At 56.7% G+C, this 14,972-nt stretch carries 17 protein-coding genes and 1 tRNA gene; 10 read left to right on the top strand and 8 right to left on the bottom strand.

What is annotated here, in order from left to right; genetic code table 11:
- Positions 1–79 precede the first annotated feature (79 nt).
- Complete coding sequence (gene sppA, locus RJ40_RS03600; RefSeq protein WP_265581991.1) at positions 80–871, bottom strand: signal peptide peptidase SppA; 792 nt, start codon at positions 869–871, stop codon at positions 80–82.
- On the bottom strand, positions 868–1,557 hold the full coding sequence (locus RJ40_RS03595; protein ID WP_265581990.1) for a dihydrofolate reductase family protein: 690 nt from the start codon (positions 1,555–1,557) through the stop codon (positions 868–870). The genes sppA and RJ40_RS03595 overlap by 4 nt, the downstream gene beginning before the upstream one ends.
- Positions 1,558–1,656: 99 nt before the next feature.
- On the opposite strand from RJ40_RS03595, the gene RJ40_RS03590 reads away from it, so the two are divergent.
- Positions 1,657–2,289, top strand: a complete 633-nt coding sequence (locus tag RJ40_RS03590; protein ID WP_265581989.1) for a CDP-alcohol phosphatidyltransferase family protein — start codon at positions 1,657–1,659, stop codon at positions 2,287–2,289.
- Here RJ40_RS03590 and artA read toward each other — a convergent pair.
- Positions 2,261–3,067, bottom strand: a complete 807-nt coding sequence (artA, locus tag RJ40_RS03585; protein WP_265581988.1) for an archaeosortase A — start codon at positions 3,065–3,067, stop codon at positions 2,261–2,263. The two genes, RJ40_RS03590 and artA, sit on opposite strands and share 29 nt — an antisense overlap.
- 128 nt (positions 3,068–3,195) lie before the next feature.
- On the opposite strand from artA, the gene RJ40_RS03580 reads away from it, so the two are divergent.
- The 3 genes from RJ40_RS03580 to RJ40_RS03570 all read left to right on the top strand — a co-directional run bounded on the left by RJ40_RS03580 (position 3,196) and on the right by RJ40_RS03570 (position 4,524).
- The gene (locus RJ40_RS03580) at positions 3,196–3,510 is read left to right on the top strand and encodes a transcription factor S (RefSeq protein WP_265581987.1); all 315 of its coding nucleotides are present in this window, start codon (positions 3,196–3,198) and stop codon (positions 3,508–3,510) included.
- A gap of 56 nt (positions 3,511–3,566) precedes the next feature.
- Positions 3,567–3,651 (top strand) — tRNA-Leu (locus RJ40_RS03575).
- 624 nt (positions 3,652–4,275) lie between these two features.
- Positions 4,276–4,524 (top strand): hypothetical protein, encoded by a 249-nt coding sequence (locus tag RJ40_RS03570; RefSeq protein WP_265581986.1) that lies wholly within the window; start codon positions 4,276–4,278, stop codon positions 4,522–4,524.
- A 403-nt stretch (positions 4,525–4,927) separates the two neighbouring features.
- Here the strand turns inward: RJ40_RS03570 and RJ40_RS03565 are convergent, their stop codons facing one another.
- On the bottom strand, positions 4,928–5,320 hold the full coding sequence (locus tag RJ40_RS03565) for a hypothetical protein (RefSeq protein ID WP_265581985.1): 393 nt from the start codon (positions 5,318–5,320) through the stop codon (positions 4,928–4,930).
- A gap of 289 nt (positions 5,321–5,609) precedes the next feature.
- Here RJ40_RS03565 and RJ40_RS03560 point away from each other — a divergent pair, with 289 nt between their 5' ends.
- From RJ40_RS03560 to RJ40_RS03550, 3 genes are read left to right on the top strand one after another with little or no spacing between them, the layout of a single operon-like run.
- Positions 5,610–5,912 (top strand): ArsR/SmtB family transcription factor, encoded by a 303-nt coding sequence (locus RJ40_RS03560; protein ID WP_265581984.1) that lies wholly within the window; start codon positions 5,610–5,612, stop codon positions 5,910–5,912.
- A gap of 2 nt (positions 5,913–5,914) precedes the next feature.
- On the top strand, positions 5,915–6,274 hold the full coding sequence (locus RJ40_RS03555; protein WP_265581983.1) for a hypothetical protein: 360 nt from the start codon (positions 5,915–5,917) through the stop codon (positions 6,272–6,274).
- Between the two features lie 11 nt (positions 6,275–6,285).
- A complete protein-coding gene (locus tag RJ40_RS03550) occupies positions 6,286–6,618 on the top strand; it encodes a hypothetical protein (RefSeq protein ID WP_265581982.1) in 333 nt (110 codons plus the stop codon).
- Between the two features lie 492 nt (positions 6,619–7,110).
- Here the strand turns inward: RJ40_RS03550 and RJ40_RS03545 are convergent, their stop codons facing one another.
- Both RJ40_RS03545 and RJ40_RS03540 read right to left on the bottom strand, forming a co-directional pair.
- A complete protein-coding gene (locus tag RJ40_RS03545; protein WP_265581981.1) occupies positions 7,111–7,371 on the bottom strand; it encodes an RNA recognition motif domain-containing protein in 261 nt (86 codons plus the stop codon).
- 425 nt (positions 7,372–7,796) lie between these two features.
- Positions 7,797–9,860 carry an acetate--CoA ligase family protein gene (locus RJ40_RS03540; RefSeq protein ID WP_265581980.1) on the bottom strand — a complete coding sequence of 688 codons (2,064 nt, stop codon included), beginning with the start codon at positions 9,858–9,860 and terminating at the stop codon, positions 7,797–7,799.
- 496 nt (positions 9,861–10,356) lie between these two features.
- On the opposite strand from RJ40_RS03540, the gene acs reads away from it, so the two are divergent.
- From acs to RJ40_RS03525, 3 genes are all read left to right on the top strand, one after another.
- Positions 10,357–12,252 (top strand): acetate--CoA ligase, encoded by a 1,896-nt coding sequence (gene acs / locus RJ40_RS03535; protein ID WP_265581979.1) that lies wholly within the window; start codon positions 10,357–10,359, stop codon positions 12,250–12,252.
- 41 nt (positions 12,253–12,293) lie between these two features.
- Positions 12,294–12,854, top strand: a complete 561-nt coding sequence (locus RJ40_RS03530) for a TATA-box-binding protein (RefSeq protein ID WP_265581978.1) — start codon at positions 12,294–12,296, stop codon at positions 12,852–12,854.
- 222 nt (positions 12,855–13,076) lie between these two features.
- A complete protein-coding gene (locus RJ40_RS03525) occupies positions 13,077–13,451 on the top strand; it encodes an ArsR family transcriptional regulator (RefSeq protein ID WP_265581977.1) in 375 nt (124 codons plus the stop codon).
- On the opposite strand, the gene rpiA is transcribed toward RJ40_RS03525, so the two are convergent.
- A complete protein-coding gene (rpiA, locus tag RJ40_RS03520; protein ID WP_265581976.1) occupies positions 13,441–14,136 on the bottom strand; it encodes a ribose-5-phosphate isomerase RpiA in 696 nt (231 codons plus the stop codon). The genes RJ40_RS03525 and rpiA overlap by 11 nt on opposite strands.
- A gap of 48 nt (positions 14,137–14,184) precedes the next feature.
- Positions 14,185–14,964: a 5'/3'-nucleotidase SurE gene (gene surE / locus RJ40_RS03515; protein WP_265581975.1), complete on the bottom strand. Its 780-nt coding sequence runs from the start codon at positions 14,962–14,964 to the stop codon at positions 14,185–14,187.
- Positions 14,965–14,972: the final 8 nt, after the last annotated feature.

Genomic DNA, 14,972 nt, shown 5'->3' with positions numbered 1-14,972 from the left:
GACATTCTCTTCACGCGAGGATAGAGAGAGATCTCGTTCAATTGCATCGTGTTGGCGACTTTTTGTTCTTGAATTGCCACTAGGTGGTTGCGAGGGCCTTTGCCCCGTCGATGGCATCGAAGAGGTTCCCCTCCTCATCGGCGAGCCCGATGGAGAGAGCCTCTTCACCCCTGATCACCCTGGCCGTCTCGACATCGGCGCGTTTCACTGGGCGTTCCTCCATGATGTCGGCGATGAAGGTCTCGAAACTCTCATCCACCATCTTCTGGGCATATGCCCGCTCTTTATCGGTGAGGGGGCGGAACGGTGAGGTCATATCTTTCTGCTCCCCCGACTTCACCACCTCGACCTGCCTGCCCTCTTCTTCCATCCACTTGCTCTCGTCAGGGAAGAGCCAGATCACCCCGATGCTCCCGGTGACGGTGTCGGGGGAGAGGTAGATCCGGTCGGTGTGCGCGGCGATGAGGTACGCCGCGGAGGCGGCCATGTCTCCCATCGAGGTGACGACCGGTTTTTTCGTCCGGGTGTACTCCAGATCCCGGATCACCTCCTGGGCGGCGGCAGGACTGCCTCCAGGACTGTTGATCCGCAACACCACTGCCTCCACAAAGGGATCGTCGGCGGCCTCTCTGAGTTCTTTCCCGATGGCCTCGCTGCCCACGTACCCTCCGCCAGAGAAGTCGCCGGTGAGGAGTTCGCCCTCCACCCTGATCACGGCGACCTCCTCCCCGGTTACCGTGGGCATCAGGACAAAAGAAATGATGACGACGGAGACTATGGCGGCGAAGAGAGTGGCCCCTCCTGTGACGAGCCATTTCTTCTGTCTCCGCCTTTTTTGCACGCGTTCAAGTTCTTCCCTGAGAAATTTCATTCATTATTCCCATACTGGACCGTGTATTCGGTTACCAGATTGGTCCCGCACATATAATACTTCTTGAGATCGAGGCGGATCATCTCGTCCTCTGACTCGATATGCATCCCTCCGACCAGGGAGGGCGTGTCCTCGCCGCCCACGATGAAGGGGAGGTGGATGAGTCGGATATCGTCGACAAGGCCATGTCTCAACATATGCCAGTTGAGGGTCGGGCCGCCCTCGATCATCATCTTCTCAACGCCGTAATCTTCCCTGAGCACCTGCATGAGAGCAGGGAGGTCGACATGTTCCTTCCCGCAGACGACGACATCGGCGCCTTTCGCCCGGATCGCGGCGACCCGCTCTTCAGGTGCCGCCCTCGAGACGGCGACGAGGGTGGGTGCGTCGCTGTTGAGCACGTTGGCGTCAGGGGATATGGCGGCCATGCTGGAGGGGATGACCCTGAGCGGGCTTTTGCCCTCGACAAGGCGGACGGTCAGGTAGGAGTTATCGATGGCAATGGTCCTGGACCCGACCATGATGGCGCCGCATTCGGCGCGGGTCTGGTGGAGGAGCACCTCGGTTTCTGGGGCCATGTGCTGCATGAGAATCTTGCTGGACGCCCCCCTTTTCAGGGTGAGTTTGCCGTCCACCGTGATCTCAGACATCATCAGCACATGCGGTCGCGTCGGTATCGCTGTCATCTCTGTCTCTATATTACGTCTGAGATTTAAAAGAGGGTCGGGTCCGTGGTGCCGGTATCGAAGCAACCCTTATGGCTTTGAGCAGACCTTAATATTGATATGAATATTACGGCGCTGAGGCCGCGTCTCATCTCTAAACTCGAACCTATCGCCGACATATTTATAAGAGCCGGCTTCAGCCCCAATCAGATCTCCTATCTCTCCCTGCTATTTGGAGTCTTCTGCATGGTCGCCTATGCAATGAGTTCCTTCCTGGTGGGAAGTCTTCTGCTGCTCGTCTCGGCTATCCTCGATCTGGTGGATGGGACGGTCGCCAGGAAGAAGGGGTGCCAGACCGATTTCGGCGCGGTGATCGATTGGGTCTTCGACAAGTACGTCGATGCCCTGGCCATCCTTGGCGTCGGGCTTTCGGGTATGGCGATCCTCTCCAGGTTCTTTCCTCTCCCGCCTGAGGCTGATTTTGCGGTCGTCGCCATTGCGATCTTCGGTTCGATGATCAATACCTTCATCAAACCGGTGGTCTATGCCGAGGTCGGGTTCTCCGACCGGGTCGGCGGGAAGATCCACGACCCTCTTGAGGGGGTCGGGTTCTTCGGCAGGCCCGAGACCCTTATCGTCCTCATCGTCGGGGCGTCGCTTGGGTATGCCTGGATTTCGGTCCTGGTTATTGCCTTCTGCACCAACCTCTCGGCGATCCAGCGGATCATCTATCTCTCGAGATCACTCTCGTGAGGTCGTCGCGGTAGGCCTGATACAGTCCGCCGGCCATCCGGCCGAGGTCTGGTATGAGGGCGAAGAGGGCGTAGGCGATGATCACCAGAGCGACGAGGGCCCCGAGTTCGCAGAGGACGTTGTGGGCCCAGAAGAAACTCTCGTAGCCATACTCCCCGTTGCTGGCGATCTCGGGGAAGTACGGGAACCACTGCCCGGTGTAGGCGGTGATCACGAAGACATTCCTGACAAGGTTGAGGATATAGATCGTCGGGACAACTACCAGGACGGCGAGGATCTTCTGGCGCAGTTCGGTCGGGACGGCGGCGGCCACACCGAGCATGATGGCGACGCTCTGGATCCCGGTGCATCCGAGGATGATCTCGACACGTAGTCCGTTTCTGATAAACATGTTCCAGTCATACATCGAGAACTGGACGCCGACGAGGTTGAGAAGCCATCCTACCTCTCCGGTGACGACGCCGATCAGCCAGTCGCCGAGGGGAGTGTAGGCGAAGGGGAGATAGACAAGGACGGCGACCGCCGCGGCACGGGTGAGGTACTGAACATTTGTATCCCCGGCGAGCAGCCTCTTTGTGGTCACGTACATGAAAGGAATCGAGAGGGCTGCCATGGTGGGATACAGGAAGTTGTTGATGGAGAGGTAGTGGGGAACCTCGGCGAAGAGGAAGAGCGACATCGAGAGCCAGCCTGCGATCCCGGCGTACGGCCTGTGTCTTCCCGGAATGAGGAAGAGGATAAAGGAGACGAAGGCTGCGGTGAGGAGGAGTGCTTCCATCACCCACTATTTGCCTGCGCTTATAATTAACCGTTCTCAAGGGGGTAAAAATCCTGAGTTTTCCGGGTCTCATTCGTGAATGTCAGATATCCAAGGCTTAATCAGGCATGCCTCCCAATAATGGATAGATGATATTCTGCCCGAAGTGCAACAGCCTGATGATGTCATCGGGTGGTCAGATGAAGTGCCGCAAGTGCGGTTATATTCAGGCAATTGAGAGGGAGGACGACCTGAAGATCACGACCATCCGCACCGAGAAAGAGATCACCATCGTCGACGATGAGGAGACGGCGCAGACTCTCCCGACGACCAACGTACTGTGCCCTGAGTGTGGAAACAAGATCGCCTTCTGGTGGTTGCGCCAGCTGCGGAGTGCTGATGAGAGCGAGGTCCGCTTCTTCCGCTGCACCAAGTGCAGCCACACCTGGCGGGAATACGATTAAGTCTCAGAAAAGCATACAGGTATTGGGGACATCAGTTCTCCAACCCGCTTTTTCGGGCGAGGGTTGCCGAGCCAGGTCAAAGGCGCAAGGTTGAGGGCCTTGTCACGCAGGTGTTCGAGCGTTCGAATCGCTCCCCTCGCACTTCTTCTGAAAATGATTCAATGCATGAAGACCGGATGATGTATCTGGTGTCGTGTGTGTATCTCCTTTCTCTGGATGAACTCATCCGGCTTCTGGCTCTGTAGAATTGAGCATGAACCCGGGGCTCAGGCATACGGGATGAAAATTTCATATCAGAGTTTGATCGATTCTTGATCCTCCTCCTTGCGACCGAGGAGCGAATCGAAGTCGAGCATCGTGCCGCCCCTCGGCTATCTTCGTCGTGGGGGTCTGGGAGCCTCCCGCCGGCGCGAGAGGGCGATGAAAATTCTGCGATGAGGGCGGCACATCTGATCATCATGCCTTCCCAAACATCGATGCCGGGGGTTCTGCCCCCGGAACCCCCGTGATTGCGATAGGGTGGGAAGGCGGGCGGGGAATCGTTCAGAGGGGGTTCCCATCCTCTGCCGGTCCATCACGGAGGGGCAAGGGTGTGAGCAGCCCCTCATGGTCACGCCAGAAGAGGAATGCAACAGAGCCGTTTCATCAGAACTCTCCACCCCCCACTTCTTCAACTCGATGCAGGGTATTTTCCTGGACGATGGCCAGGTCTCTCTTCTGATTCATATCGGATCGGTTATAATGTTTTGAAGTATATTCGCGTGCATGCCTGTACTTGAGATCGATTTTTCTGACCGTGAGTTTGAGTTGGTAGACCGGTACTATGCGTCCGCGGTTGAGAGCGGGAACATGTCTCTTGAGGAATATCTCAAAAAAGCGATTGTGACGATGGTCGTTCAGGGGCTTGAAGACCTGAAATGGGTGCGGGGGGAGGATCCTGAAGCGACATTTTCGTCATCCCTGTCAGAGAGGGAATGCGATGAATATGGTCTTCCCAGGGAGTATTATACCTGAACTTGAGTCGATCTTCCCCCCCCACTTTGATCCTTTCCCCTGATTTTCTTCTATTCCCCGGGGCGAGGTTGGACATCTTGTCCATATGGGCTTTGAAGAGGACGAAAAAGCCACATTCTCCTTTCCAATCGCGGTGATTTCCGGAGGTACTCCCCGGTCCACACTTGCTGTTCCGGGTGGGATGGGGCCCCATGATGTCTCCTCCACTCATGTGGGCCACCAGAGGGCACATATAATCCCCTTCTGCTCTATGCGTTTTACGAACCGGCTTTATTCTGGAGGGGTAGGGATCCGGCCGCGCTCCGGTCCGGAATTGAGGTCTCTGTTCCCGAAACAGAGTTGAATATGGCTGTATCTGGTCGGATCTGTGCCCGGCCCGGGAATGAAGGAAAAAGTAAGAGAGTCAGGTCTTCCCGAAGAAGGCCTTCACGTTGTCTCTGTAGAGATACCAGAGGATGATCAACGGGATGATGATGCTCACCAGCGTTGCGGTGAGTCCTGCCATGCTGTGGCCCGCCACCCACCAGTTATAGAAGGCTATCAGGATATTGATGAATGCAAAGAGAACAGCGACGGTCCATACCCATCCCCAGCCTTTGAAACATCCAATCCCTATTGCAAGGTTGATAAGCGCGACAAGAATGACAATGCCCCCTGCAAAAGCGCCTGCTCCGGACACTTCAAGAGCGGTCCCCGCCACGAACACGGTGATCCCGGCAAGCAGTCCGATTATCCCAAGAAAAAGATACAACAAGCCCACGATAGTGACCCCGAGGGGTCGTGATATACCGGCCATGGGCGGTTAATCAGTGATCTGATATTAATATCTTGGCCCCCGCATCATCCGTCCTGAGTGCGTATACTTCATGATCAAATCGAGACCCTCTCTTTCGGTGCCTGGATTTTTGATCCACATGACATCGGAAGTTTGTGGTTATCTCATCTGCGATCTGGATGTGTATTGAGAGGGGGGAGTGGGCCGCCCGGACGATATCTGGTGCGGCGGATAATTCTTGAGAGATCAATTTATGTAATATATTTGAACGTAAATTTTATTTTATGTAAAATTAAATTTACACCTGTTGATGTCCTCGACCACCGCCCTCAAAGAGCTCTCTGACCTGCTCGGCTTCTTGGGAAACGAGCAGCGGCTCAGGATTCTCAGGGCGATTGCAGAGGAGGAGAAGTATGCTCGGGAGATCTCGGAAGAACTCGGGATCTCGCGCCCGCTCGTCACCATCTATCTCAAGCAACTGGAGAAGCGGGGGCTGGCTGTCGGGACCGCGCGCGTCACCGACGACCCTCCCCTGATGAGACGGTATTATCGGGCCGTCCCCTTTGCACTGGTTGTGGACCTGGACCTGATCAAAAACCTGCGTGAGGAGTAAAAATGCACTGTGCAAGAGTACGTAAATTTCACTGGCTGACCTGGCTGGTGATCGGGTTGTTGATGCTGATGATCGTCTCTCTGGTCCTGGCGTCTACTCTCGCTCTCGACCTGAGTTTCCTGATCATCCCCCTGGCATTTGTTTCTCGTCTGCTGATCCCGCTGATTCTGGCCTATATGGTTCTCTCCATCATCGTCGTGAAGGTGAAGGCATGGCTTGAGCGATACCTTGACGCCCTGGTGGAGCAGAAGACCGGTGCAGGGGAGACCAACGCAAGGATGGCAGTCCTGAACGAGAAACTCGAACATATGGAGAAGCAACTGGAACATATTGAGGATATCCTGGTGAAGGTCTCGGAGTGAGGTGGGTCGATATGGATCTTGACAGGATATCAGACGAGGGATGGCTTGCCTGGACGACGGTGGCGGTGACGGTGGGGTTGATTCTCATCGTTCTTGTCTCGCTGGCGAATCCGCACGTCGCCGGGGTCACATGGCCAGGACTCTTCTATCTCTTCCTTCTGGTGTATGGATATCTCGGCCTCTGCTTCTGCGCCGGACGGGTGAAGGTCTGGGTCGAGGGCTACCTGGATGCCCTGACGGCGGAGAAAAATGGAGTGGACATGACGGCGGTTGCCGGGCGGGTCGAGGTGATGGAGAGGAAGGTCGATCATATCGAGGAGTTGCTGGTGAAGATCTCTGAATGACGGGGATTGGTCACCCCTGGTCCCCCAGCAGAAGATGGGGGGAGGCACGTCGATCAGACAGGCCGCCCCACAGAAAAACGAAGAAATTTTAGTTACTCTCTCGCACTAGGGAGCAACCCCACGGACCCCCCCCCATCTGTGGGGATAGGAGGGGGGGGCGGCGAGGTGCGGCGTCCTTCCCGCTGCCATGTCGCGAGGGGAGGGATCATGGTGCCCTTAACACTCGGAACCCCCATGGACAGAGGATAGCAGGGGCGGCAAGTGAATGGGATACTCTCTGTTGCCCTGTCGCGAGGAAAGGGATCCCTCCACACTCAGAAGCACTGCTCAGAACAATGTTCCTGCGGTATGTCTGAGGCGTGCTCCCGGTTCATGCCTCATTCTACAAAATCTGGAGAAGGATTTTTACGAATCTGGTCCTTGTGATATTTGCTGAAAAACTGTCTGCACCCTGCCGCACGGTGCACATGAAAAGAGAATGAAATGGAGAGATCAATATCTCCGATATTCTCTTCGCGGGCGGGGCGGCTGGGCCTCCTCCACCCGCAGCGTGCGTCCGACAAATTCGGTCTCGTTCAGAGCTCCCTGTGCTTTCTCCGCCTCTTCGGCGGTGTTCATCTCGACAAACCCAAACCCTTTGTCCCCGATGATCTTGACGCTCTTGACATCGCCATAGTTGGAGAAGAGTTCCTCCAATTGCTCTTCGGTTACCGAATAGGTCAGATTCCCGACATACAATCTGCTGGTTTCCATCTCTGGTCCCCTCTGGAGGGAAATAGCAGTGGAGGGAGATAATAGTTTGGTGCGGTGGGGGGGGTGAACCCTTCCGGGGACTGCGGCATCATTCTCTCCAGGGGGTGCCGAAACGGTCAGAATACAGGGTAAAAGGCTCTGTAGAATCGGGCCTGAAAGTGGGGTTCAAGCATACGGGATGAAAATTTCTCGCCGCTTGATCGCTCTCTTTTCAAGACAGAAGAACTGGTGGAGACCTCACTCCATCGCCGCCCCTGTCTATCTTCGGTTCGTGGGGGGTCCGGGGGGCGGCCATCAGATCGACGTGCCTTCCCACACCACCATGCCGGGGGCAGAGCTCCCGGCGTGAGCATGGGGGAAGGCGGTTGAATCATACTCAAACCTAGAAAAAGTGAGGTTTTCTACAGGGCCGGGAAAAAAAGAATTCAGGGCAGTCCGATGGACTTTGCCCTGCACCGCTGCCAGACGACGCGGCCGACCACCTTGAATGTCTGTTCGAGGTCGTCGAAGTCGGGGATCTGGTGCCCCTTGAGCACCTTCTTGCCCGCATCCATGCACTCGCCGCCCAGGAGGGAAGCGACGACCAGGTTCTCGGTCTTCCCGCTGAATCTGATAATCTGGTCGGCCAGATGCTCGGAGTCCAGGACCAGGTTCGGGAACCCGACCACAAAGGCCATGTCCCAGAGGTCGGAGTGACGGGCAAGCACATCGAAGACCTGCTGGAACCGCTTCTCCGAGGCGTCGCCGAGGAGGTCGAGGGGGTTTGCGTGACTCCAGTAGTCGGGAAGGAACTCGTTGAGTTCTTCCAGGATCTCTGGTGGAAGATCGATGAGATCGAGGCCGTACATCTCCGCATAGTCAGAGGAGAGAACGGCGAACCCGCCGGCGTTGGTGATCACGATCGCACGCCTGCCTCTCGGGTACCCGCCAGGCGAAGCACAGAGTTCGGCCACCTCGAAGGCACCGCGAAGCGCCCGCACCGGGATGACACCCGCCTCTCTGAACGCCTCCATGTAGACCTCGTACGAGCCTGAGAGCGAACCGGTGTGGGATGAGGCTGCCTTCTGCCCCTTCTGTGAGGAGCCTGACTTGATCGCAACGACCGGCTTCTTCTTCGCCACCTCTGAGACGACCTCCATGAACTCTTTGCCGTTGGTGAGCTGCTCGATGTACAGGATGATCGCCCTGGTGCTCTTATCCTGCTCTACAAACCGCAGATAGTCCAGGAAGTCGAGGTCGGCCTGGTTGCCCACCGAGAAGACCGCCGAGAACCCGATCTCCTGCTTGAGGCTCCAATCGACGACTGTGTTGATGATCGCACCGCTTTGTGAGATAAAGGCGATGCTGCCGGGCTCGGGTGACTCGTGGACATAGGTGGTGTCCAGGCCCCTGGGGGGGATGATCAGGCCCAGACAGTTGGGGCCGACGATCCTGATATTATAGTGCCTGGCGATGTCGAGCATCCGCTCTTCGAGGACTTTGCCCTCCTCGCCGGCCTCCTTGAACCCGGCGGTGATGACCACGACCAACGGGATCTTCTTCTCGCCGCACTCCTGCATCACTCGCGGGACATGGACTGCCGGGACGGTGATCACCGCAAGGTCGACCGGGTTGGGGACCGCCGTCACCGTTGGGTAGGCCTTCAGCCCCTGCACCTCGGTCCGCTTGTTGTTGACCGGGTAGATCTGGCCCGGGAAGTGGAGGAGGTTGTGAAGGACGGCATAGCCCATCTTTTGCGGGTCCGATGAGGCTCCGATGACCGCGACCGAGCGCGGGGTAAAGTACTCGGGCGGGACAAAGGTCCGCTCTTTGCGCTCGGCGGGTTGGTAATCATCGTCCACGATGACCCTTGCATCCACTGCGCAGGCGCCCGACTCATACAACCGCATCGGGTTGATGTCGAACTCGGTTACCTGGGGGTTCTCATCGAAGAACTTTGCCACTCCGGCGATGATCTCGACCAGGGTCTCCTCGTCCTTCGGCTTCATCCCGCGGTAACCGGAGATGAGGGGGTAGGCGTTGATCTCCCTGACCATCGTCCTGATCTCCTCCTCGGAGACCGGGAGGATTCTGAGGGTGACATCCTTCATCAACTCGACAAGGGTTCCGCCCATTCCGAAGGTGATCACCTTTCCGAAGGCCGGATCGGTTTTTCCACCGAGGATGAGTTCCAGACCCGGTTTTGCCATCTCTTCGATGATGACACCCTTGATCTCAGCTTCAGCATCATACTCTTTCGCAGACTCGACGATCTGCGTAAATGCTTTCTTTGCCTCGGCAGCCCCCGAGATCCCCACAACCACACCGCCAGCATCGCTCTTGTGGACGATCTGGGGGGATATGATCTTCATGACGACCGGGAAACCGATGGCCGACGCTGCCTTCGCAGCAGCATCGGCGCTCGTGACGATCTCAAAGCCAGGGGTCGGGACACCATACTCCCGGAGCAGGTCATAACCCTCTGCCTCACTCAGCATTCTCTTTGCCATGGAATTTCCTCTCAGATACTGGGAACTAACTGACCCGGAGCAGCCATCTGAGGCATCTTGACGGCCAGGATCAGGGAACAGCGCTCTCAAATGCGACAACATTCGGTACATGCACTGATATGAAATATTTATTGGATTGACACCATAGTGTCATACTCCTGCCTTTAAGTTCTTTTTGAATTTGTTGAAGCGCCCATCGGCAATCGCCGAAGATCGAGGCATGATCTGAATCCGGGTGTGGTCTGATCAGATCGTAAAATGAACAATTTTACGGTAATTTATCAAAAATCGGTGAAATTACCCAGCTGCGCGATTCATAACGTACGATCATGTTGATTTATCGTGGTATCGCAGATTGTCGAAGTATGGGCTTAAATTCTAAAATTAAGCGAGTATGTGGCTTACCACAAAATATTTAATGAACATTCACTATTGATCGTGTAGATTGGTCCATCAAAATACCGCCGGTATTTTTGATGGCAATCCGAGGTGCCCCATGACGGAGCAAGATTTTGCTGTGCCTCTCGAGGCCCCGAAGTACTACCGACCCGATCCCTCCTACCGGGAGCGGTCGTGGATCGGAGACTATCAGACGGCGTACCAGAAATTCGTCACCAATCCTGAGGCGTTCTGGAAGGCACGTGCAGCAGAACTCGAGTGGTTCGAACCATTCGATGAGGTGATGCAGTGGGACTTTCCGTATGCCCGGTGGTACCTGAATGGGAAAATCAACATTACCTACAACTGCCTGGACAGGCATGTGAAGAACGGCCGGGCAAACAAAGTTGCCCTCTTCTGGCGTGGAGAGAAAGGCGAGGAGAAGGCCTACACCTACAGCCAACTTCTCCGGCAGGTCTGTCGACTGGCCAACGGCCTCAAGCGGATCGGTGTGAAAAAAGGTGACCGAGTCTGCATCTACATGCCGGTCATCCCCGAGCAGGTCATCGCCATGCTGGCCTGCGCCCGGATCGGTGCGGTTCACTCGGTCGTCTTCGGTGGGTTTGGTGTCAACGCCCTCAACCAGCGGATCCGGGACTCGGGCTCCAGGATCGTAATCACCGCGGACAGTTCCATGCGTCGCGGCAAGGCGATCCAGCTCAAGCCGATTGTAGAGGAAGCGGTAGTCAACGCACCGAGTATCGAGACGATCATCGTGCTGCGCCGGGACGATCCCAGGGTCGAACTCCACTCTGAGATGGAGGTCGACTTCGAGGAACTGATGGAGAACGAACCACATACCTGTGAGCCCGAGGTGATGGACGCGGAAGACCCGCTCTTTCTCCTGTACACCAGCGGGACGACCGGTGCGCCAAAGGGGATCGTCCATGCCTGCGGCGGCTACGCCGTCGGCACCCAGTACACGACCAAGTACGTCCTTGACCTCAAAGAGGACGACGTCTACTGGTGCACCGCCGATCCCGGCTGGATCACCGGCCACTCCTATGTGGTCTACGGTCCCCTTCTCAACGGGGCGACGGTCTTCTTCACCGAGTCGACCCCCGATTACCCTGACGCCGGGATATGGTGGAAACTGATCCGTGACTACGGCATCTCTGTCTTCTATACCGCCCCGACAGCGATCAGGATGTTCATGCGGGTGGGTGAGGAGTGGCCTGCGAAATACGACCTCAGTTCGTTGCGGATCCTCGCTTCGGTCGGCGAGCCTCTCAACCCCGAGGCCTTCGAGTGGTTCTACCACCACGTCGGCGGCGGACGGTGCCCGATCATCGATACCTGGTGGCAGACCGAGACCGGGATGCACATGATCACCACGATGGTCGGCGAACCGATGCGGCCTGGATTTGCCGGCCGGCCCATCCCGGGCGTCGTCGCCGACGTCGTCGATCAGGACGGCAAATCGGTCGAGCCCGGAAACGGCGGTTACCTGGTGATCCAGCAGCCCTGGCCCTCGATGTTGCGGGGCGTCTACCACAACGACGAGCGTTACCGAAAGTACTGGACCACCATCGACAACGTCTATACAGCCACCGATCTCGCAGTGAAGGGGCATGACGGCAACATCATGGTCATCGGCCGGGCCGACGATCTGATCATCGTCGCCGGCCATAACATCGGCACGGCAGAGGTGGAGTCAGCCCTTGTCTCTCATCAGGCGGTGGCCGAAGCGGCGGTGATCGGGATCCCCGACCCGGTGAAGGGCAATCAGATCAAGGCCTTTGTCATCCTCCGAGACGGCCAGGCCCGAAGCGACCGTCTTGTTTCGGACCTGCGCTACCATGTCAGGATGACTGTGGGGCCGATCGCCATGCCGACCGAGATCGAGTTTGTCGATACCCTCCCCAAGACCCGGAGCGGCAAGATCATGCGCCGGGTGCTCAGGGCGCAGGAGCTCGGGATGGATCTGGGAGACCTCTCGACCCTGGAGGAATAATCGACCAACTCTTTATATACCTTTTTTACGTCATTTATAACATGCACGGTACCCCAGAGGAATCCCTGAAGATAGAAAATATCGTTGCCTCTGCCAAAGTAACCGATTCCCTTGACCTCCCGACGATATCATCGCGCATCCCCGGGGCTGACTACGACAAGAAACGGTTTCCCGGTGTTGTCATCCGGATGAAGGATCCGAAGATCGCCGCTCTCGTCTTCGGCTCAGGGAAAGTCGTTTTGACCGGGGCAAAAAGCGTTGAAAGTCTCAGCCAGGGACTTGAGATCCTGGGAGGCAAACTTCGTGACCTGGATATCGAGATCGACGAACATCTCACCTATACGATCCAGAATATTGTCACCTCCGCTGACCTCGGCAAACCGATCAACCTGAACAAGATCGCGATCGGTTTCAACCTCGACCGGATCGAGTACGAACCCGAACAATTTCCCGGCCTTGTCTACCGCCTTGAAGAGCCCAAGGTAGTCGTCCTCCTCTTCGGTTCGGGGAAGTTGATCATCACCGGCGGCAAGAAGCCCGAGGACGCGCGCCTCGCTGTCAGAAAGATCATTACAGATCTCTCAAATCTCGGTCTCCTCTAAGCTATACCTTTTTTAATTATTGCGTCAATATATTTGGTGAGGAGACCCCCTTCAGCCATTGGGAACCTTATATCGGCGGGTTGTCATGGGGATCCAGGCACGCGACGCACTTCTTTTGCAAGATGATATTGTACCTGAGATTATCATGCGCGATATATAACCCTCGCCAATATTCTTATATTTCCAATACGAAACCTAATATTGGTCAACTGGGTGAACATTATGAAAGCAGAAGAAGTCCTGTACTTTACTCAGAAAGAAGAAGAGTTCGCCACACTCCTCATCGATATCGGGATCAAGCGCAATGTATCAAAGGTACTCGTCTACCTTGCCAACACCGATGAGGCAACTTCCCGGGAGATCGAGCGCGGTACCGACCTCAGACAGCCTGAGGTCTCGATTGCGATGCGCTACCTCAAGGAGAAGAAGTGGATCAACACTCGTGAGAGCAAAGCCGAGAGCAAAGGGCGTCCGGTCAAGATCTACACGCTTTCCAAGCCGATAAACGAGATCATCGACGTCATTGAGAAAAATAAAAGAAAAGAGGTTGATAACCAGCTGGCTCTAATCGAGAAGGCCAGGGGCCTTATCTCGTAAGAGTTCTGCACCCCTTGCTCTCACCAACGAGAACACATATTTTTTCTGCAAATTCCGTAAAGATCCCGCACGTCAGGACGCCTGTGAGGGCGTTCAGGCGCGCTTCAAGCCCTGCAGGATCGGCGATCGTCCCGAAGTCGCAGTCGAAGACGAAGTTTCCGTTGTCGGTGATAACCGGGCCGTCTTTCTTCACGCCTTCTCGCAGCACCGACCTGCCCCCGAGGGCCTCGATCTGTTTTTCAACGAGCGTGGCCGCATAAGGGACGACTTCGACCGGCACCGGGACATTCAAGTGCTCCGAGAGTTTTGAAGGGTCCACGACGGTTATGATGCGCTTTGATGCCATCGCCACACATTTCTCGCGGGTGTGCGCCGCACCGCCGCCCTTGATGAGGTTGAAGGCCGCGTCCACCTGGTCGGCGCCGTCGATGGTCAGGTCGATCTCAGGGTAGTCGGCGAGGTCGGCCACCCTGATCCCGGCCGCGCGCGCCCGCATCGCCGACTGGTACGAGGTCGGGATCCCGACGACCGAGAGCCCCTCCGCTCTGATCCGTTCGCCGATCCTGAGGATTGCATAATGTGCCGTCGACCCGGTGCCGAGGCCGACCACCATACCGTCCTGTACCTCTTCTGCGGCTGCGACGCCAGCGACCCGCTTTATATCGAGGTTGTCCTGTTTGCTCATTGAAAAAAAGTATGGAGGGCCGGACAGATAAGAGGTGCCGACGCCTTCCTATCTCAGGAGATCATGCATGCCGGCGTCGGCCCCGGCCGCCGTGCAGTCGAGGGTGATCGGCGTGACCGAGATATTTCCTTTTCTGATCGCATGGACGTCGGTCCCTTCCTCTGCGTCCTCGACCAGTGGACCGTTGATCCAGAAATATGGCCTCCCGCGCGGGTCGAGGCGCCGCTCCACGCCGGTGTGGAAGAGCTTGCGCGCCAGGTGGGTGACCTCGTAATCGCCGCGCACCTCCGAGGGGATGTTCACATTGACGACATCAGTCTTTGCCGGGAACCCGCGTGCAAAGATCCGTTCGCAGACGTCCCGCACCACCGTCTTCGTCTCCTCAAAATTGCTCCCGACATGGCGCGGGTCGTCGAACTTGTCGCCCTGGTCCCAGACCTGGAGGGAGAAGGCGACCGAGGGTGTCCCGTGGTTCGCCGCCTCCAGCGCCGCTCCCACCGTGCCCGAGGTCATGATCGATTCGTAACTGAGGTTCTCGCCGATGTTGACCCCGCTCACCACGAGGTCAGGTTTGAGATCCAGGGCGAAGAGCCCGATGATCACCGCGTCGGTCGGTTTGCCGCCGACAGCATAGGCCGGCACCCCGTTGACTGAGATCTTCGTCGCACGGATCGGCTCGAAGATCGAGATCGAGCGTCCGACCGCACTCTGCTGGGTGGCAGGTGCAACGACGGTTACATCAGCGATCTCTGAGAGCGCCTCGTACGCCGCCCAGATCCCGTTGGAGTACACGCCGTCGTCATTGGTGAGAAGAATCTTTCGGTCCATCGTTGGTT

The sequence above is a fragment of the Methanofollis aquaemaris genome (assembly GCF_017357525.1).
Classification (GTDB): domain Archaea; phylum Halobacteriota; class Methanomicrobia; order Methanomicrobiales; family Methanofollaceae; genus Methanofollis; species Methanofollis aquaemaris.
This window is presented reverse-complemented; position numbering and strand designations above follow the sequence as displayed.